Genomic DNA, 19,116 nt, shown 5'->3' with positions numbered 1-19,116 from the left:
CGTGGCGGCCGCGACGGCGGTGACGAGAACCGTTGCAGCCGTACGGCATCGAAGGAACACAGGATGTGAACGTCGTCCCCATCATGGGTGTGGCTCCCGCTCGGGCGCGAGACCCCCGAAGTCCCGCACACTGAGACGAATACTGCGACTCGTCTCAGGCGGATGACCCGGACAAATGACCAACCAGATCCGAATCGGTACCGGTTCGTGATCTCCGACGACGTCGTCGGCGGGTCCCGCGGGGAACGCGAATCAGCTGGTCATATAGGGCGACACGGTGCTGCGGTGAGAATCGATCCGCAGCTGCACGCCGAGCGCCGGGAAGGCGCGCTGCGGACAGTTCTGGCGATCGCACACCCGGCAGCCGGCGCCGATGGGTGTGACACTGGCCTGTGGGCCGATCTCGAGTCCGTCGGAGTAGATCACCCGGCCCGCATGCCGCAGTTCGCAGCCGAGACCGATCGCGAACGTCTTGCCGGGCTGTCCGTAGCGGGCCGCCCGTCGCTCGACGGTCCGCGCCACCCAGAAATACTCACGGCCGTCGGGCATCTCGGCGATCTGTGTGAGGATCTTCCCGGGTGACGCGAAGGTCTCGTAGACCGCCCACAGCGGACAGGTGCCACCGCTGGAGGAGAAATGGAATCCGGTGGCGGACTGCCTCTTCGACATGTTGCCGGCGCGGTCGACACGCACGAACGACCACGGGATGCCGCGAAGGTTCGGGCGCTGCAGCGTGGACAGTCGATGGCAGATGGTCTCGTAGGAGACCGCGTAGAAGGCCGACAGTCGCTCGATGTCGTAGCGGAAGTCCTCTGCGGCACCGTGGAATTGGCCATAGGGCAGGACCGCGGCGGCGGCAAAGTAGTTGGCCAGCCCGAGCAGCGCGAGCTGTCGCGCCTCCTCGCTGGTGAAGTTGCCCTCGTCGGCGAGTCCGTTGAGGAGGTCGCCGTATTCGAGATAGCCGAGCTCGGCGGCGAGTTTCATCGTGCGCTGGCCGGCCGACAGCGCCGCGGAGAACTCCAGACGCCGGGTCTCCGGATCGAACCGATGCAGCGTGTAGTCACCGAGGTCGACGCGCCTGACGATGCTCACCCCGTGCACGTTCTCGAGTCGGCTGGAGATCTCACGGCGGATGTCGGCGGAGTGCATGCGCATCCGCGCCGTCATCTCCTCGGCCGCGACGTCGAGGGCGTGGATGTAGTTGCGCCGCTGGTAGAAATAGTCGCGCACCTCTTCGTGCGGTGCGGTGATCGAACCCCGCATGCTGCGATCGCCGCGTTCGTCGGTGACCGCGGCGAGCTGGTCGGTGGCGATGCGATAGCGCTGGTGCAGGTTCACCATCGCCTGCGCGATGGCGGGGTGGGTCGAGACGACCGCGCTGATCTCGGACACGTCGGTCGCGCCCTGCGGTGCCTCGACGTCGTCGTCGAGCAGCACCTCGCGGAGTTCGGCGACGAGCCGCACATTGTCCTGGGTGTCGAAGAACTCCTCGTCGATACCGAAGACCTCGGTGATCTTCGACAGCACCGGGACGGTGAGCGGCCGGGCGTCGTGCTCGATCTGGTTGAGGTAGGACGGCGAGATCGACAGCGTCTGGGCGAGGGCGACCTGTGAGAGTCCGCGCTCGGAACGCAGCTGACGCAGCCGCGAACCGACGTAGGTCTTGGTCATGGCATCCTCCTGCATCCGGTGTCCAGGGTACGGTGACCGCGTGGGTGTCCTGGTGTCTCGGCGCTGGGCGGCGGGGGTGACCACGGTGGTCGGCGCCCTGGCCGTCCTCCTCGGCTGTGGTTCGGGCACGACACCGTCGCCGACCTCGGCCGCCCCGGCCGACCTCCTGCTCTCGCCCGACGAGCTGCCCGCCGGCTTCACCCCCGCCCAGCTCTCGGTCTCCGATCTCGTCGCGAGCAATCAGGGGGCCGTCGACTCCGCCGAATCGGCCGGCGTCGACCCGCCGGATTGTCGCCCGACCGCGGACGCGGAGCTCAACGCACAACTGACCGCCGGCAATGCCGCCGTACTCGCGGCCCGGGACTCGGGGGCGGGCCTCGTCGAGCTGGTGACCACGGCGCGCCGCGACATCGACTCCGACATCCGGGTGACCACCGGTATCTGCGCCACCACGACCACGACACTCCACGACGGCGACCTGCGCGGCACCCGGATCGTCACCCGGTACTCGGAACTGCCCACGAAGGAATCGGAGTCGGAGTTGGATCGGCCCGAAGTGATCGAACAGTCCCTGGTGCTGCGGTCGGTGGTGACGACCAGGCTGCCCGACGGTGGGATCCGAGCTCAGGTGGGATATGCGGGGTACGCGACGCTCGATCGTCCCGGGACGGGTTCGGTCACCGTCCAGCTGACCGTGTCGGGGGAGGCGACCCCGGCCGGTCCGACACCCGCCGAACCCGTCGAACCGATGAGCGCGGCGGAGTTCTCCACGCTGTTCGGCCAGGCCGTGAGCGCCGCCGCGGGCTGATCGACGCCGTCGCCGGATACGGACCCGCCCGCAAGTAGTGTGAAACACATCACATTCTGGCCTCGGCGGCCCCGGGGGCGGCGGCATCCGGGTCCCGGCCGCGCGCCGATGCGGCGGGCGGCGTGGAGAACAAAGACGCAGTACGCGCGTACTTTTTTGCTATGGCGGGTCGCTTCTTCACATGTCGAGGTTTGCAAACTTGGCAAATCCTGCTCTGGGACTGTCCGAATTTTGCACCCAAAAGGGATTGGACCTGCGACTTTGATCTGTGGCACCCTTGTTTCAGGCACCACCGGGGAGCGACGAATTGTTCGCAAATGTCTGGTCCGTCGTTCACATCCCGGAACTGTCTGTCAGCACCGAGACCCCCGGAGCCCTCGGGTCGAAGCACGACAAAACGAAAGCGAAGTAGGCAATGAGCAACGTCGGAAAGCCCCGCACCGCCGCGGAGATCCAGCAGGATTGGGACAGCAACCCGCGCTGGAACAACGTCAAGCGCGATTACACCGCCGAGCAGGTCGCCGAGCTGCAGGGTTCGGTCGTCGAGGAGCACACCCTCGCCCGCCGCGGCGCCGAGATCCTCTGGGACGGCGTGACCAAGGGTGACGGCAGCTACATCAACGCGCTCGGCGCGCTGACCGGTAACCAGGCCGTACAGCAGGTTCGTGCCGGTCTCAAGGCCGTCTACCTGTCGGGTTGGCAGGTCGCCGGTGACGCGAACCTCTCCGGCCACACCTACCCCGACCAGTCGCTCTACCCGGCCAACTCGGTGCCGAACGTCGTGCGTCGCATCAACAACGCCCTGCTCCGTGCGGACGAGATCTCGCGTGTCGAGGGCGACGACTCGGTCGACAACTGGCTCGTGCCGATCGTCGCCGACGGTGAGGCCGGCTTCGGTGGTGCGCTCAACGTCTACGAGCTGCAGAAGGCCATGATCGCTGCGGGTGCCGCCGGCACCCACTGGGAGGATCAGCTCGCGTCGGAGAAGAAGTGCGGTCACCTTGGTGGCAAGGTGCTCATCCCGACCCAGCAGCACGTTCGCACCCTGAACTCGGCTCGCCTGGCCGCCGACGTCGCCGGTGTCCCGACCGTCGTCATCGCCCGCACCGACGCCGAGGCCGCCACGCTGATCACCTCCGATGTGGACGAGCGTGACCGTCCGTTCATCACCGGTGAGCGCACCGCCGAGGGCTACTACCACGTGAAGAACGGCATCGAGCCGTGCATCGCCCGTGCGAAGTCCTACGCTCCGTACGCCGACATGATCTGGATGGAGACCGGTACCCCGGATCTCGAGCTCGCCCGCAAGTTCGCCGAGTCCGTCAAGTCCGAGTACCCGGACCAGCTGCTGTCCTACAACTGCAGCCCGTCCTTCAACTGGAGCGCGCACCTCGACGACAGCACCATCGCGAAGTTCCAGAACGAGCTCGGTGCCATGGGCTTCACCTTCCAGTTCATCACCTTGGCCGGCTTCCACTCGCTCAACTACGGAATGTTCGACCTGGCCTACGGCTACGCCCGCGAGCAGATGACCGCCTTCGTCGACCTGCAGAACCGCGAGTTCAAGGCCGCCGAAGAGCGTGGCTTCACCGCCGTCAAGCACCAGCGTGAGGTCGGCGCCGGCTACTTCGACAGCATCGCCACCACCGTCGACCCGAACACCTCGACGGCTGCGCTGAAGGGCTCGACCGAAGAAGGCCAGTTCCACTAGGAGCTGGGCTCGTCCGCCACCCCGTGTTTTGGCGAACCAGTCAGGCGGCTCGCGGCTTTCGCTGCGGGCCGCCTGTTGGCATTTGTGGGGGTTAGCCCGTACCCGGGGAGTTACCCATGTGCTTGCGAGATCAGTTGTTGCGGGCCGCCTTCCGCTCGCTGAGGAGCCAGTGGCGCCCACCGCTCCCTGAGAAGCCGGGCGAGGCGCTAGCCGAGCCGGCGTCTCGAAGGGTCGCCTTCGAAGTGAAATCTGTTGTTACGTAGATCTTTAGATGCGAGGTTAGTGTGGCTGGCGAAGGCATTTCTCGGGTCGGCGTCGTTGGTGCGGGGCAGATGGGGGCCGGCATCGCCGAGGTGTGCGCGCGGGCGCACACCGACGTCCTGGTCTGCGAGTCCACCCGCGAACTCGCAGCGGCCGGGCGTGCGCGCATCCTGCGGTCCCTGGATCGGGGTGTCTCCAGCGGGAAACTGACCGAGCGTGAGCGCGAGCAGGCCGCGTCGCGGCTGCGGTTCACCTCTGATCTCGGCGACTTCGCCGACCGGCAGTTCGTCTGCGAGGCCATCGTGGAGGACGAGGCGGTCAAGACCCAGATCTTCGCCGACCTCGACAAGGTCGTCGCCGACCCGAACGCGGTACTCGCCTCCAACACCTCGTCGATCCCGATCATGAAGCTGGGCATGTCAACTCAGCACGCCGAGCGGGTCATCGGCATGCACTTCTTCAACCCCGTCCCGGTACTGCCCCTCGTCGAGTTGGTCACCACGCTGATGACCTCGCCCGAGGTGAGCGAACGCGCCGAAACCTTCGCCCACGACGTGCTCGGCAAACAGGTCATCCGCTCCGCGGACCGTTCCGGGTTCATCGTCAATGCGCTCCTGGTGCCCTACTTGCTGTCCGCGATCCGCATGGTGGAGAGCGGATTCGCATCCGAGGAGGATGTCGACAAGGGCATGGTCCTCGGCTGCGCGCATCCGATGGGACCGCTGAAGCTGGCCGATCTGGTCGGCCTCGACACCATAAAGGCGATCGCCGACTCCATGTACGAGGAGTTCAAGGAGCCCCTCTACTCCCCGCCGTCGCTGCTGTTGCGCATGGTCGAGGCGGGGCGGTTGGGCAAGAAGACCGGTCGTGGCTTCTATCGGTACGCCGACGCAGCCAGGTGAAAACCCGGCCTGATCAGGCCGTTCTCGTGTCACCGATGTTGACGGGAGATCAACAAATCGTGACGCACACCTCACCTGCTAGCAAAACGCTTGCAATTGTTAGCAGAGCGTGGATACTGGGAAGTGGAAGAACGCACATGGCCCAAGCGCCATCGACATCCACGGCATCGCCGGCGGGTCGCTGACCCGGTTCGTCGGCTGAGTCCATTGTGCCGCAGTGCGATTGGTGACCACACAACCGAAGGAGTCCGCCATGAGTGAAACAACCCGCACACTTGCCAACCCGGTCTACGCCGCCGTCGGCGCCGGTGACTACGTCGTCGCCCAGTTCAACGACATCGTCGCGCAGCTGCGTGAGCGCACCGAGGCCGCCGGAGAGACCGCTCAGACGCGTTTCGAGGAGACCCGCTCGGCCGCTCAGACGCGTTTGGAGGAGACCCGCACGGCTGCCCAGACGCGTTTGGAGGAGACCCGCTCGGCCGCTGAAGCACGCTTCGAGAAGGCCGTCGAGGACGCCAAGGCCGGTTTCGGCGAGACCAAGACCCGCGTCACCGCCCTCCCCGAGGACGTACCCGCGACCATCGAGGAACTTCGCGGCAAGTTCAGCCCCGAGGAGCTGCGCAAGATCTACGAGGGATACCTCGAGGCGGCGACCGAGTTCTACAACTCGCTCGCCGAGCGTGGCGAAGGTGCCGTCGAGCGCCTGCGTCAGCAGCCGCTGGTCCAGGAGAACATCGACCGTGCCGGCAAGGTCTACAACGACGCGGTCGACATGACCGAGGATGCCCTCGGCGTCGTGTCGTCGCAGACCCGGCTCGTCGGTGAGCGTGCCGCCAAGCTGACCGGACGTGTCAGCAGCAAGGTCGAGGACCTCGCCGCCGATATCGAAGAGGCCGGCGAGACCATCAAGGCCGAGGCGGCCGAGGCGGCCGAGGAGATCGACGGCGCCGCAGGCACTGTCGAGGCCAAGGCCCGCACCGCCAAGGCGTCGCCGGCCAAGAAGGCTCCGGCGAAGAAGGCTCCGGCCAAGAAGGCTGCGCCCGCCGCCGAGTCGACCGACGAGGAGTGAGCTGATCTCCTGATTCGAGATCGCTTCTCGCGATGAGACAATTCGGTCCCGCTCGCCCACCAGGGTGAGCGGGACCGAATTGTATGCGGGGTCAGCCCGGCGAGTGGATGGTCAGCACCGCGGTCGCGCCGGCGGTGCTGGTATAGGTGTGGTCGGCATCGCTGATCCACTGCAGTGTTTGCCCGGCGCCGGCGTGGCGTTCGGCCCCCGCGCGACCCGCGACGAGTTCCCCGGTCACCACGAGCACGTTCTCCACCACGCCCGGCCCGTGCGCCGGCGAGGTGCGGGTGCCTCCGGGCAGTACCCGGAGCCAGAACACCTCGGTCGTTGCGCCATCGGGGTGGTGTTCGACATGGAGGATCTGCGCGCGCAGGAACTCGCCGCTGCCCTCCGTCCCCGATTCCTCGCCGAGCAGAGCGGTCAGCGGGACGCCGAGCGGACCGGCGATCGCGTAGAGGGTGTCCAGGGTCGGGTTACGTTGTCCGGCCTCGATTTCCGACAGCGAACCCTTACCGATGCGGGCCCGGCGCGCAAGCTCGGACAGCGACAATCCGCGCTCGGCCCGGATCGTGGCAATCCTGGCGCCGACGGCCTGCCGGTGCTTCTCGATGGTCACTGCGCATGGGTCCTCTCCATCTGCCGTTCTGTTTACAGAACGATTTGGGGTATTGTCCCCCGGGTGACCATCGCATCTCAAGACCGACTGCAGCAACCGATCATCGCCGGTGTGGTCACCGCGCTCGTCGGTTTCACGTCGTCGTTCGCGGTCGTCATCGCGGGATTGCGCGCCGTCGGGGCCTCGCCCGAGCAGGCGGCCTCGGGTCTGCTGGCCCTGACGGTCGTCTTCGGCCTCGGGGCCGTCGTGCTGAGCGTCCGGAGTCGGGCGCCGGTCACGCTGGCATGGTCGACACCGGGCGCGGCGATGCTCGCAGGTATGGGCGCCTCCTATCACGCCGGATGGCCCGCCGCGGTCGGCGCCTTCCTGCTCGTCGGGCTGGCGATCCTGATGACCGGCCTGGTTCCGGCGTTGGGGGAGTTGATCGTTCGGATTCCTACCCCGATCGCGCAGGCCATGCTGGCCGGGGTGTTGCTGACGCTGTGTCTGGCCCCGATGCGGTCCCTGGTCGAAGTGCCGTTGCTGACCCTTCCGGTGCTGGCGGTCTGGCTCACCGCGACCCGATGGCTGCCCCGCTGGGCGCTTCCGCTGGCCCTGGTGACCGCACTCGTCGTCATCGGCATCCATGTGGCGGTCTCCGGTGAGGCCGTGTCGTCGGCGAACTGGCTTCCCACGCTGACGTTCACGGTGCCCACCTGGGACGTCGGGGCCGTCGTCGGGATCGCGGTGCCGTTGTTCATCGTGACCATGGCGTCGCAGAACATCCCCGGTGTCGCGGTGCTGTCGTCGTTCGGCTATGTCACGCCGTGGCGGGCCGCGATGACGGTCACCGGGGTGGGGACGATGGTCGCGGCGCCTTTCGGCGGGCACGCGGTCAACCTCGCTGCGCTGTCGGCGGCGCTGTCGGCGGGGGAGGAGGCCGGGCCGGATCGCTCGAGGCGATGGATCGCCGGGGTGTCGTCGGGCCTTTCCTACCTGTTCCTGGCAGGCCTGTCCGGAGCGCTGGTCACCGTGGCCGCGATCGCGCCCGGAGGTTTGGTGGAAGCCGTTGCCGGACTGGCGCTCCTGGGTACCTTCGCGTCGGCGGTCGTCGGGGCGTTCACCGCGGTCGCAACCCGTGTCCCGGCCGCACTCACCTTCGTCGCCGCGGCGTCGGGGGTGACGTTCTTCGGCATCGGCGGCGCGTTCTGGGGTCTGGTCATCGGGCTGGTGGCGTACGGCGTGCTGCGGCCCGATCCCGAGCCGGCCTGATACGGATCGCTCGCATCAGGCTCCGTGAGCCGGCGCCGGATGCATTTGGTTCCGGCGCGAGCGTGCGTCAGCGGGGCGGGTAGAGCGGTCCGCCGCCGAATGCGCCGCGATGCGAGTCGGGCGCGGTGCCGTCGTTGTTGGTGATGCCGTACCCGGCGCCGAGTTCGGCGGTCACCAGGGTGTGCCCGTTGTACTCGGCGAGCGCGGGGTCGGCGGCGAGTGTGGCGATCACCCGGCCGACGAACTCCGGATCCTCGGCGCGTCGCAGCGAGAACCCGGCGAACTCATCGACACCCAGCGAGAGCAACAGTGCAGTGCGGACCAGGCCGGGCCACAGCGACACCGCGGTCACCCCGGTGCCGTCGAGTTCGCCGCCCATGTCGAAGGCCATCTTGTCCAGCGCCGCCTTGCTCATGCCGTAGAGCACCGAGTGCAGGTGTGCGCGGGAACCGAAGGACGAGATCGACGCGATCAGGCCGCTGCCGCGCGGCACCATCACCCGCGCGGCGTGCACCGACGACACGTAGTGGGCGCGCAGCCCGACCCCGATCAGCGTGTCCCAGTCATCGATCGGGCGTTCCCAGAACCGATCGGAGAAACCGCCGAAGCCCCGGGGCGCGGCCCAGACGTTGTTCACGAGCAGATCCAGCCGGCCGGCTTCGCGCCCGATCCGGGTGAACACCTCGGCGACGGCGTCGTCGTCGGTGTGATCGCACGTGATCGCGACCGTGCCGTCGGGTCCGGTCCCGCGCCGCGACGTCACGTACACCGTCCACCCGTCGTCGACGAGCGCCGACGCCACCCCCTCGCCAACCCCGCGGCTGCCGCCGGTGACCAGTGCCGTCCGGGTCACCCGGTATCCTCGTCGGCGGGCGGTTCCGGTGGCGGCTGCGCCGATGATCCGGGATCCGGTGGTGGTGGATCCGGTAGTGGCGGGGGTGCGGCGACGAAGGTCTCTCGTGACCCGTTGACCGCGGTGATCCCGACGATCGCGCTCCACGACATCATCGTCAGGTAGTCGATGAGGTCGTCCACCGGCAGTATTCGGTCGACCATCCACCAGTCGACGGCACGTTGGATCCCGCCGAGCAGCGCATACGACCACACCTCGGCCCCTGCGGTCTCTGCGTTGCGTTCGGTCAGTCGCACGGTGAGGGTGCTGGTCAGCAGGGCGGCGACGAGTTTCTCGGAATCGGCCGTGGCCGCCGCCGCGGCCGACGGCGACGTCGCGAGTGCGAACCGGTAGAGGTTGGGTTCGTCGGCGACCGCGTTGACGTAGACGCCGATGACGGTTCGCGCGAGCGTGTACTCGTCGACGTCGTCGGTGATCGCGTCGGTCAGCCGTGGCAGCAGTGTCGTCTCGAAGAAACGCACCGCGGTCGCCACTCCGAGATCGGTCTTGTCGGTGAAGTAGCGGTAGAGCACGGTCTTCGACACACCGATGTGCGCGGCGATCTCGTCCATGCCGACGTCGGACCCGAGCGCGCGCACCGCGTCGATCGTTCCGTCGGTCAGCTCGGTGCGCCGGGCGAGCTTGTGCTTCTCCCACCGTTGCCGGCGTCCGTCGGGTTTGGCGTCGACATCGGTGACGGTGCTCAGCAGCGCATGCTCGATACCCCGGGTGACGTTCGCAGCCGCCGACATCGCGGCTCGTGCTGCCGCGGCGGGACTCGTGCGACTGGCCATCACCTGGCTAGCCTAGTTGTCGGTTGGTAAAACTGGTCCAATGACGTCAACAGTCGTTCCGGGCGTCTCCGGAGCGGGTAGCCGGCCACCGCAGAGTTCGCTCGGCTTCGGCGGTGACGGTGGGGGAGACGCGGCGCGTCGTCGGGATCTGCGCCGGATGAAGGTGGTCGCGACCGGGTTCCTGGTCCTTGCGGCGGTGATCTACCTGTTCACGCGATACCTCGAACACCGTGACGGCACCGACGTCGCGGCATGGGTGGGTTACGTCCGCGCGGCGTCGGAGGCGGGCATGGTCGGTGCCCTGGCCGACTGGTTCGCCGTGACCGCGCTCTTCCGACACCCGCTCGGTTTGCCGATCCCGCACACCGCGCTGATCCGCAAGAAGAAGGACGAAATCGGTGACCAGCTCGGCGGGTTCATCGAAGAGAACTTCATGACACCGGACGTCATCGAACACCGGGCGATGACCCTGGACTTCCCGCGCCGCGTGTCGACCTGGCTGGCCGATCCGGTCAACGCGCCTCGCGTCTCCGACGAGGCCGCGCGGCTCATCGCGCTTTCCGCCGAGATGCTTCGCGACGAGGACATCGAACGGCTCATCGAATACGCGATCAAGTGGGCCGGGGAGCCGGAGTGGGCCCAACCGCTGGGCCGCATCATCTCCCAGCTCATCGCCGAGGACCGGCTCGAGCCGGTGTTCCAGCTCGCCTGCGACCGTGCCCACGAGTGGGCACTGGGCAGTCAGGATCTCATCGATCGCATCATCGATCAGGATGTCGGGCCCGCGTGGAAACCCAAGTTCGTCAACATCCTGCTCGGCGACAAGATCTATCGGGAGCTCGTCGACTTCACCTACAAGGTCAAGACCGATCCGCAGCATCAGGTGCGCCGGTCGATGCATCAATTCGTGGAGCGGTTCGCCGACGACCTGCAGCACGACCCGGAGATGATCAAGCGGTTCGAGGGCATCAAGCAGGAGCTCATCGGTCGTGACGAGGTCTCCAACGCGGCGTCGACGGCGTGGAAGACCGGCAAGGCGGTCATCGAACAGATGCTCGCCGATCCGAACCACACGCTGCGGAACTCGTTGTCGAATGCGGTGATCAAGCTCGGCGTCAGGGTCCGCGACGACCGTCCGTTGCAGGAGAAGCTGAACGGGTGGGTGGCCCGTGCGGCGCGTCACGTCGCGGTCAACTACTCGGAGGAGATCATCTCGGTGATCACCGACACGGTCCGGGGCTGGGACGCCGACGACACGAGCCGCAAGATCGAATTGCAGGTCGGTCGTGATCTGCAGTTCATCCGGATCAACGGCACCGTCGTCGGCTCGCTGGCGGGGCTCGCAATCTACACGGTCTCGGTGCTGATCTTCGGCTGACGTCGCGCGCCCTGCTTGCACGTGCTAGCACTCCCGCAGATACTGATGGTGAGGAACCGAACGGGAGTGGCATGAAACCGGACGAAATGGACCCCAACGACGCGGTCGCCGGTGATGTGCCGCCGGACGACGACGCTCCGAACGGGCCCGTCGAGACGGTGGCCAGTGCCGCCCAGGATGCCGTGGCCACCGCCGCCCAGGACATCGGTGCCTTCATCCGGTCCCAACGTGTCGCGGCCGAGGTGTCGCTGCGCCAGCTCGCCGAGCGGGCGGGTGTCAGCAACCCGTATCTGAGCCAGATCGAGCGAGGCCTGCGGAAACCGTCGGCCGAGGTGTTGGCCCAGATCGCCAAGGGGCTGCGGCTCTCGGCCGAGGTGTTGTACGTTCGCGCCGGGATCCTCGAAGAACGTCCCGCCAGCCCGGTCCGTGACGCGTTGCTCGCCGATGGATCGATCAGCGAGCGGCAGAAGCAGATGCTGCTCGAGATCTACGAATCATTTCGAAAAGAGAACGCCGACGTCAAGGAGTGAAGCCATGCCGGAGAACCCGTTGACCACCGTGATCGAACAGGTGACCGCGCTGCTCACCGAGCTGCGCGAACGCGGCGAGGCCGCGGGCGGTGAGGCCCAGCGGCGGCTCGGCGAGGCCCAGGCGATGGCCCAGAGCAGAGTCGATGACACACGCGACTCCGCGCTGGCGTTGTTCGAGGATGCGAAGTCGAAGTTGTCGTCGCTGCCGGTCGAGGTCCCCACCGAGATCGATGACCTGTTCACCCGGTTCAGCCCGGAGGAACTGCGCAAGGTTGCCGAGGCGTATCTCGCGGTCGCGGCAGGTCTGCTCACTGCGCTGTCGGAACGTCGCGAAGAGGTTGTCGACAAGCTGAGGTCCCAGCCCATCGTCGGGGAGAGTCTGCCGCGACTCGAGAAGGTCTACAACGACGCCGTCGGACTGACCGAGGATGCGTTGGGCACGATCTCCGGTCAGACCCGGGCCGTGGGCGAACGCGCGGCGGCGCTGGCCGGCCTCGGCCTCGCCAAGGCCGACGAGGTGACCCTGCCACCGGCCGAGGAGACACCTGCTGAGGAGACACCGGCCGAGGAGACACCGGCGACGAAGGCGCCCGCCCCGACGGAGACCCCTGCTCCGACCCCGGCCAAGAAGGCGGAAGCGAAGGCCCCGGCCAAGAAGACCCCTGCGGCAACGGCCCCGGCCAAGAAGACGGCGGCGAAGGCCCCCGCCAAGAAGACCCCTGCGGCAACGGCCCCGGCCAAGAAGACGGCGGCGAAGGCCCCGGCCAAGAAGACGAGCGCGACCAAGGCCCCGGCCAAGAAGGCGGCCGAGGAGACCGAACCGACGAAGGCCGCCGCGAAGAAGGCCCCCGCGAAGAAGACGCCGGCGAAGAAGACCTCGGCCACGACCGCAGCGAAGAAGGCCCCGGCGAAGAAGGCCCCGGCGAAGAAGGCGCCGGCCGGCCCGTCGGCAGACGCCTGACCAGGCTTTCGGTGCTTGACACGCACGTGCGGTAAGGGCCCACGGGCCGGATTGCCCGACTCGTCCTAAGCTGGACCCGTGGACTTCTTCAGTGTGATGGCCTACGGGCAGGGACTGATCCTGCTCATCCTGACCGTGGCGGCCGGCGTGGCGTCGGCGGTTGCGCTCGTGCATGCGGCGATACAACGGTCCGACGCCTTTCCCGCCGTGGACCGGCAGAGCAAGGTCATCTGGGTGTCCATCCTGGCCGGCGCGACCCTGTTCATCTGGGTGTTCGGGGCGGTGGGTTTCCTCGGCATCATCGGTGTGGTCGCGATGCTGGTCTACCTGGTGGACGTGCGTCCGCGCGTCGACGCGATCCAGGGCAAGTCGTGGTTCGGCAAGAAGGCCTGACCCGACGAAATACACTGGCGGGGTGGCGGAGTATCGGATAAACGACCTGGCTGAGGCGTCCGGGGTCAGCGTACGCAACATCCGCGTCTACCAGGACCGCGGTCTGCTGCCGCCCCCGACGATCCGCGGCCGGACCGGCTGGTACTCCGACGAGCACCTCGTGCGGCTCAACCTCATCTCCCGCATGCTGGAGCGGGGCTACACGTTCGCGACGATCAGCGAGCTGCTGCATGCCGCGCATTACGGCATGCGGGTCGAACAGGTGTTGCGCGGCGCGCCCAAGGGCGGCCGCTTCCGTAACTTCAAGCGCGCGGCGACGATCACCATCACCGAGCTGCGCAAGACCCTCAACGCCACCGACCGCTCGATCGCGTTGAGCCAGAAGTTGGGGCTGCTCGCCAAGGAGGGCGCGCACTTCGCGATCCGTAACCCCGAGGTGCTCGAGGGTGCCGAGACGCTGGTGAAGGCCGGCATCGACATCGACACCCTGCTGGACCGGTGGGTCCGCGTCCAGGACGACCTCGAGGACGTTGCGAGGAGTTTCGTCGCGATCATCACCGACAAGTACTTCGACGAGAACCTGCCCGACCTCGGTGAAGAGCAGATCAGCAAGATGGCCGAGCTGATCCAGACGGTGCGCCCCATGGCGCACGAGATCGTCGAGACGACCTTCCGCAAGGCCCTCGACACCCAGATCTCACACGCGATCGGCGAGGCCTCCACCTACTTCGACGCGGCGAAGGCCGACGGTCAGGTCAAAGACGGGGAGGTCAAAGGCGGGGAGGTCAAAGGCGGGGAGGTCAGCGCCGACAAGGCCACCGAGACGACCGGCACCGAGCTCTCGGGCTGACATCGGCCTCGTCGGATGGGTCTCGGGGGAGACGACAATCACATCCACGGCACATCCAGGAGGGGAAAGCGATGAAGAGACGAACGCTGGCGATCGCCGCCGGTGGCATCGCTGCGGCCGGCGCCGCAGCCGTGGCGGTGGGGATGGGGACCATCGCCACAAGACTGCTGCGTGACGCATTCCGCGCCGAACGCGCCATCGACGACGGTCCGGACGAGATGCTGGCCGCGCCGACGACCGGGATGCTGCGCGAGTGGGTCGAGACCGCCGACGGTGCCCGCATCAACGTCGAGCACTACGGTCCCGACGACGCCGGGTCCGACGATGACATCGTCGTCCTGGTCCACGGTTGGACCTGCAACACCGGCTACTGGTATCCGCAGATCAACCACCTCGCCCCGACACGCCCGGTGGTCGCCTACGACCAGCGGGGACACGGCCGCAGTGAACTCGGCCGGACCCGGCCCACGATCGCGATGCTCGGTCGCGATCTCGACGCGGTACTGGCGGAGGTCGTGCCGGAGGGACGGCGAGCGGTCCTCGTCGGCCACAGCATGGGCGGCATGACGATCATGTCGTGGGCCGCGCAGCACCCCGACACCGTGGCGTCACGGGTGTCCGGGGTGGTCCTCACCTCCACCGCGGCCGTGGCGGTCCTGAAGAATCACCTGCTGCTACCCGCCGACCTGCCCCGCTACTCGAAGCCCTTCGAGCCCCTGGTCGCCAGGCTGTTCACCAGCACACCGATGCCGTTGCTGCGCTCCGGTCGCGCCGCGTGGCTATCGCACTACATCGCGCTCGGCCCGCACGCACGCAAGGCGCACGTCGACTTCGTCGACGAGATGATCGCGGCGTGCCCACCGAGATCACGGGCCGGGTGGGGATCGGCGATGGGCACCCTCGACGTGACCGCCGGCCTCGAGGCGCTGCGCGTGCCGACGACAGTCGTCGTCGGCACCGAGGACCGACTGACCCCGCCGGCACACGCCGAACAGATGGCCGAGGTGCTGCGGCGCAACGGGGCACTGCGCGACCTGGTGGTCTTCGACGGCGTCGGGCACATGTCGAGCATCGAGGCGGCGACCCGCTTCAACGAACTCCTCGACGAGATCCTCGCCGACCTCGCGCCGGCCACCGTCTGAACACACAGAACTCCCAGCATCACGCAGAGTTCTGCGTGCTTGCGCGAATTGTGCGTGTTGCTGCTCAACTACAACGAACAGTTCACCAGCACGGGTTCGGGATGCAGCGTCAACCCGAACGCCGCCCGCACCCCTGCGCGCACGTCGCGCGCGAGGTCGAGCAGCTCCTCGGTGGTCGCATCGCCGCGGTTGGTCAGCGCCAATGTGTGTTTCGTCGAGAGCCGGACCGGGGAGGAGGGGCCGGGGTAACCCCGCGCATACCCGGCCCGCTCGATCAGCCAGCCCGCCGACAGCTTCATCCCACCGGCCGGCTCTGGATAGGTCGGCACCGTGATGTCCTCGCCGACCCGACTGCGGATCCGGTGCAGGACGGCGGGCGCCTCCTGCGCGGTGACGATCGGGTTGGTGAAGAAGGAGCCGGCGCTCCAGGTGTCGTGGTCGTCATCATCGAGCACCATGCCCTTGCCGCGTCGCAGGGCGAGCACTTCCTCGCGGACCGCGATCGCGTCGGCGGTGTCGCCCGGTTCGACACCCAACGCCGACGACAACTCGCGGTAGCGCAGGGATTGGGAGACCCGGTTCTCGTTCAGCCAGAACGAGACGGCCACCACCACGAACTCGTCGCGGTACTTCAGCCGGCTCGTCCGGTATCCGAGCCCCAACTCCGACGGGGACACCCAACGCAGCGAGCCCGTCCGGCGATCGAGGACCTGCACGCTGCGCAACACGTCGGCGACCTCGACGCCGTAGGCGCCGACGTTCTGCACCGGTGTCGTGCCCGCGGCACCCGGAATCCCCGACAGGCATTCCAACCCACCGAATCCGGTTTCCAGGGTGGCGCCGACCAGGTCATCCCAACCGACCCCGGCGTCGGCGGTGACGTGTGCGCGGCCCGACTCGCGGCCGGTCCCGAACCTCACCCCGGTACTGCGGACGAGGACGGCGGTCCCGTCGAACCCCTCGTCGGCGACAACGAGATTCGACCCGCCGCCGATCACCAGGGCCGGCTCACCGGCACGGTCGAGTGCCGAGATCTCCTCCACCAGCGTGCGGGTGTCGGGGCAGCGGACGAGTGCCCGTGCCGGACCGCCCAGACGCAGCGTGGTCAGATCGGCGAGAAGGGTTGTCGTCACCGGGGTAACGCTAGTCGTAGTCGGTGAAAGGGGCCGTCATCCGGGCGGCGCGATCGCCAGCCGGTAGCCTCATCCCCATGGCCAGCAAGATGGAACACGCGGTGTCCTATCCCTTCTCGGTACAGCGACTGTGGGAGGTGCTGACGACCGAGCAGTATTGGCACGATCTCCTCGAAGCCATCAACGCCAGCCACGGCGTGCTGGAGTCCTTCCATCACGTCGACGACACCGTGACGGTGTACCTGAAGCAGGGCGTGCCGGCGGACAAGCTTCCGTCGATGGTGTCGGCGGCATTGTCGGGTGACGCACACATCCCGCGTCACAACACCTTCACCTGGGCCGGGGACCGGATCACCGGAGAGATCACCGCGACCGTTGCGGGTACCCCCGCCAAAGTCCACGGCACCGTCCTGACCAGCAACGATCCCGCCACGACCCGATACTCGGCCACCGTCGAGGTGCCCATCCCGTTCGTCGGCGGCAAGATCGAGAAGGCGATCATCGAGCAGCTGATCGCCCTTCTCGACGCGGAACACGAAAACACGATGAATTGGGAGGCAACGAATCGGTAACGTAGCCTGTACGTCATGGCACGACGGCTCAGCTATTCGGCGCGCTTCACCGAACCAGCGGAGAAGCTCTTTCAAGCGCAGAGCACCCTGAAGTACTGGGAAGACATGATGGCGGGATTCCAGATGATCTCGCCGCATTGCGAGGTCGACTCCTTCGTCTCCGACGAGACGGGCATGCGGGTCGTCCTCAAGCAGACCATAGGTCGCCACCAGCTCCCGCCGCTCGCCCAGACCGTGCTGATGAAGGACATGGTCATCACCCGCGAGGAGTCGTTCGGCGCATTCGACCCGGACCTCACCAAGGGTGATTACACGGCATCCATCCCGGCCGGGCCGGGCAGCCTCAACGGCTGGCAGGAACTGGTGCCCACCGAGACCGGCTGCACCATCCGCAAGACCACCGAGGTGAAGGTGTTCATCCCCTTCATCAACGGCAAACTCGAACAGCTGATGCTGGTCAACCTCGTCAACCTGTTCCGGGCCGAGGCCGAATACGCGGCCGACTGGGTCAAGAAGAACCTCTGACCCGATGCCGCCGGGCCCGTCCGGGCGGATCACCCGCGGCACCACCAACATCAACCGCCTTCGCCGGGTGGATCGGTGGATGGCTCACCACCCCGCGATCACCGGGGTGCTCACCGGGACACCGCGACCGCTGGTCGTCGACCTCGGCTACGGAGCCCGCCCCGACACCACGATCGAGATGGCCCGACGGCTGCGTGCCGTCGCCCCCGATCTGCAGATGGTCGGCCTCGAAATCGATCCCGAACGCGTCGTCGAGCCGCGTGACGGCGTCCGTTTCGGGGTCGGCGGGTTCGAGGTGGCCGGCCTGTCCCCGTACCTGATCCGGGCGTTCAACGTACTGCGGCAGTACGACGAGTCCGAGGTCGCGCAGGCCTGGGCGACGATGCGGGCGGCGCTGGGGCCCGACGGGCTCATCGTCGAGGGGACCTGTGACGAGATCGGGCGTCGGTGCTGCTGGATCCTGCTCGACGCCGACGGCCCCCGCAGCCTGACGCTGAGCTGGTCTCCCGAGCACACCGCCCGTCCGTCGGAACTGGCCGAGCGTCTCCCGAAGGCGCTGATCCACCGCAACGTGCCCGGTGAACGCATCCACCGACTCCTCCGGCACGCGGACCGCTGTTGGGATGTCGCGGCGACCCACGCGGCGTTCGGGCCGCGCGTGCGGTGGCGCCGGGCGCTCGAGCTGCTCGCCGCCGACGGTGTCGAGTGCGTGATCTCCCGCGGCCGCAGCGTCGACAACGTCCTGACGGTGCCGTGGTCGGAGGTGGCGCCGCTGCCGGTCGAGTGAATGACCGACTCGGCATCTCGTGATGATTACCCTGGGTCCCATGCGAATCGCGATGGCGCAGATCAGCACCGGCACCGACCCCGTCTCCAATCTCGGGCTGGTGGAGTCGGCGGCCGCCGACGCCGCGGCCGAGGGGGCCGAACTCGTCGTCTTCCCCGAGGCCACGATGTGCCGGTTCGGGGTACCGCTGGGCCCGGTGGCACAACCGCTCGACGGGCCGTGGGCGTCGGAGGTGTCCGCGATCGCGGTCCGTCAGGGGCTGAGCATCGTCGCGGGCATGTTCACCCCCGACGACGACCGCGTCCGCAACACCCTGCTCATCGCGCAGCCGGACGGCACACGTTCGTCCTACGACAAGATCCACCTCTACGACGCGTTCGGATTCACCGAGTCACGCACCGTCGCACCGGGGACCGAGCCGGTCACCTTCGCCATCGGCGGGGTCACCGTTGGGGTGGCCACGTGTTATGACATCCGATTCCCGGCGCTGTTCACCGAACTGGCGCTGCGCGGAGCGCAGCTGATCGTGGTGCCCGCGTCCTGGGGAGCGGGGCCGGGCAAGGTGCATCAGTGGCAGGTGCTCGCGACGGCGCGGGCACTCGATTCGACCGCGTTCGTCGCCGCAGTCGGGCAGGCCGTGCCCACCGATCCGGCCTCGCGCGGGTCGTCGGCGCCCACCGGGACAGGTCACAGCCAACTCACAGATCCCTTCGGTACCGTGGTCGCCGCATACGACGATGACGTGCACGTTGGCGTCCACGACGTCGACCCGGCCGTCGTGGAAAAGGCCCGCGCGACCCTGGCTGTCCTGGACAACCTACGTCCGATTCCGCGGGCGGCCACTCCGATGCCGAACTGAGGACCACACTC

General features: G+C 67.6%; 19 protein-coding genes and 1 pseudogene. 15 read left to right on the top strand and 5 right to left on the bottom strand.

Translation table 11 applies throughout. The annotated features are described in order from the left end of the window. Positions 1 to 252: 252 nt before the first annotated feature. Positions 253 to 1,671, bottom strand: coding sequence for an acetate metabolism transcriptional regulator RamB (gene ramB / locus GORHZ_RS04390; protein ID WP_006330718.1), 1,419 nt, complete (start codon positions 1,669 to 1,671; stop codon positions 253 to 255). Between the two features lie 40 nt (positions 1,672 to 1,711). On the opposite strand from ramB, the gene GORHZ_RS04385 reads away from it, so the two are divergent. The 4 genes from GORHZ_RS04385 (at position 1,712) to GORHZ_RS04370 (ending at position 6,422) form a co-directional block, all read left to right on the top strand. Continuing rightward, on the top strand, positions 1,712 to 2,479 hold the full coding sequence (locus GORHZ_RS04385) for a hypothetical protein (protein WP_006330716.1): 768 nt from the start codon (positions 1,712 to 1,714) through the stop codon (positions 2,477 to 2,479). 415 nt (positions 2,480 to 2,894) lie between these two features. Then, entirely contained in the window at positions 2,895 to 4,190 is a 1,296-nt protein-coding gene (aceA, locus tag GORHZ_RS04380; protein ID WP_006330714.1) for an isocitrate lyase, read from the top strand. A gap of 284 nt (positions 4,191 to 4,474) precedes the next feature. Further along, complete coding sequence (locus GORHZ_RS04375) at positions 4,475 to 5,353, top strand: 3-hydroxybutyryl-CoA dehydrogenase (protein ID WP_040530140.1); 879 nt, start codon at positions 4,475 to 4,477, stop codon at positions 5,351 to 5,353. Between the two features lie 253 nt (positions 5,354 to 5,606). Further along, positions 5,607 to 6,422, top strand: coding sequence for a hypothetical protein (locus GORHZ_RS04370; RefSeq protein ID WP_006330710.1), 816 nt, complete (start codon positions 5,607 to 5,609; stop codon positions 6,420 to 6,422). A 91-nt stretch (positions 6,423 to 6,513) separates the two neighbouring features. On the opposite strand, the gene GORHZ_RS04365 is transcribed toward GORHZ_RS04370, so the two are convergent. Continuing rightward, entirely contained in the window at positions 6,514 to 7,038 is a 525-nt protein-coding gene (locus GORHZ_RS04365) for a helix-turn-helix domain-containing protein (RefSeq protein WP_006330709.1), read from the bottom strand. Positions 7,039 to 7,101: 63 nt separating this feature from the next. On the opposite strand from GORHZ_RS04365, the gene GORHZ_RS04360 reads away from it, so the two are divergent. Next, positions 7,102 to 8,289: a benzoate/H(+) symporter BenE family transporter gene (locus tag GORHZ_RS04360; RefSeq protein WP_040530135.1), complete on the top strand. Its 1,188-nt coding sequence runs from the start codon at positions 7,102 to 7,104 to the stop codon at positions 8,287 to 8,289. Positions 8,290 to 8,356: 67 nt separating this feature from the next. Here GORHZ_RS04360 and GORHZ_RS04355 read toward each other — a convergent pair whose 3' ends face one another. Continuing rightward, entirely contained in the window at positions 8,357 to 9,142 is a 786-nt protein-coding gene (locus GORHZ_RS04355) for an SDR family NAD(P)-dependent oxidoreductase (protein WP_006330707.1), read from the bottom strand. Then, positions 9,139 to 9,975 carry a TetR/AcrR family transcriptional regulator gene (locus tag GORHZ_RS04350; protein ID WP_157205056.1) on the bottom strand — a complete coding sequence of 279 codons (837 nt, stop codon included), beginning with the start codon at positions 9,973 to 9,975 and terminating at the stop codon, positions 9,139 to 9,141. Before GORHZ_RS04350 ends, GORHZ_RS04355 begins: the two co-directional genes overlap by 4 nt. Positions 9,976 to 10,015: 40 nt before the next feature. On the opposite strand from GORHZ_RS04350, the gene GORHZ_RS04345 reads away from it, so the two are divergent. From GORHZ_RS04345 to GORHZ_RS04320, 6 genes are all read left to right on the top strand, one after another. Then, positions 10,016 to 11,353, top strand: coding sequence for a DUF445 domain-containing protein (locus GORHZ_RS04345; protein ID WP_040530134.1), 1,338 nt, complete (start codon positions 10,016 to 10,018; stop codon positions 11,351 to 11,353). A 71-nt stretch (positions 11,354 to 11,424) separates the two neighbouring features. Next, entirely contained in the window at positions 11,425 to 11,883 is a 459-nt protein-coding gene (locus GORHZ_RS04340; protein WP_006330704.1) for a helix-turn-helix domain-containing protein, read from the top strand. A 4-nt stretch (positions 11,884 to 11,887) separates the two neighbouring features. Then, positions 11,888 to 12,844 carry a hypothetical protein gene (locus GORHZ_RS04335; RefSeq protein ID WP_006330698.1) on the top strand — a complete coding sequence of 319 codons (957 nt, stop codon included), beginning with the start codon at positions 11,888 to 11,890 and terminating at the stop codon, positions 12,842 to 12,844. 96 nt (positions 12,845 to 12,940) lie between these two features. Next, positions 12,941 to 13,237: a DUF2516 family protein gene (locus GORHZ_RS04330; RefSeq protein ID WP_040530177.1), complete on the top strand. Its 297-nt coding sequence runs from the start codon at positions 12,941 to 12,943 to the stop codon at positions 13,235 to 13,237. A 22-nt stretch (positions 13,238 to 13,259) separates the two neighbouring features. Continuing rightward, complete coding sequence (locus GORHZ_RS04325; protein ID WP_006330696.1) at positions 13,260 to 14,087, top strand: MerR family transcriptional regulator; 828 nt, start codon at positions 13,260 to 13,262, stop codon at positions 14,085 to 14,087. A 71-nt stretch (positions 14,088 to 14,158) separates the two neighbouring features. Then, positions 14,159 to 15,229 carry an alpha/beta fold hydrolase gene (locus GORHZ_RS04320; RefSeq protein WP_006330695.1) on the top strand — a complete coding sequence of 357 codons (1,071 nt, stop codon included), beginning with the start codon at positions 14,159 to 14,161 and terminating at the stop codon, positions 15,227 to 15,229. A 68-nt stretch (positions 15,230 to 15,297) separates the two neighbouring features. Here GORHZ_RS04320 and GORHZ_RS04315 read toward each other — a convergent pair. Then, positions 15,298 to 16,380: pseudogene (locus GORHZ_RS04315) on the bottom strand (UDP-N-acetylmuramate dehydrogenase); the annotation flags it as partial. 59 nt (positions 16,381 to 16,439) lie between these two features. On the opposite strand from GORHZ_RS04315, the gene GORHZ_RS04310 reads away from it, so the two are divergent. The 4 genes from GORHZ_RS04310 to GORHZ_RS04295 are packed head-to-tail and all read left to right on the top strand — an operon-like array spanning position 16,440 to position 19,105. Further along, positions 16,440 to 16,934 carry a DUF2505 domain-containing protein gene (locus GORHZ_RS04310; RefSeq protein WP_006330693.1) on the top strand — a complete coding sequence of 165 codons (495 nt, stop codon included), beginning with the start codon at positions 16,440 to 16,442 and terminating at the stop codon, positions 16,932 to 16,934. A gap of 15 nt (positions 16,935 to 16,949) precedes the next feature. Further along, complete coding sequence (locus GORHZ_RS04305) at positions 16,950 to 17,459, top strand: DUF2505 domain-containing protein (protein WP_006330692.1); 510 nt, start codon at positions 16,950 to 16,952, stop codon at positions 17,457 to 17,459. Between the two features lie 4 nt (positions 17,460 to 17,463). Further along, positions 17,464 to 18,246 (top strand): hypothetical protein, encoded by a 783-nt coding sequence (locus tag GORHZ_RS04300; RefSeq protein WP_006330690.1) that lies wholly within the window; start codon positions 17,464 to 17,466, stop codon positions 18,244 to 18,246. A gap of 40 nt (positions 18,247 to 18,286) precedes the next feature. Continuing rightward, complete coding sequence (locus GORHZ_RS04295; RefSeq protein WP_040530132.1) at positions 18,287 to 19,105, top strand: carbon-nitrogen hydrolase family protein; 819 nt, start codon at positions 18,287 to 18,289, stop codon at positions 19,103 to 19,105. Positions 19,106 to 19,116 lie beyond the last annotated feature (11 nt).

Origin of the sequence: Gordonia rhizosphera NBRC 16068 (assembly GCF_000298195.1) — a bacterium.
In the GTDB taxonomy this organism is placed as follows: Bacteria; Actinomycetota; Actinomycetes; order Mycobacteriales; family Mycobacteriaceae; genus Gordonia; species Gordonia rhizosphera.
This window is presented reverse-complemented; position numbering and strand designations above follow the sequence as displayed.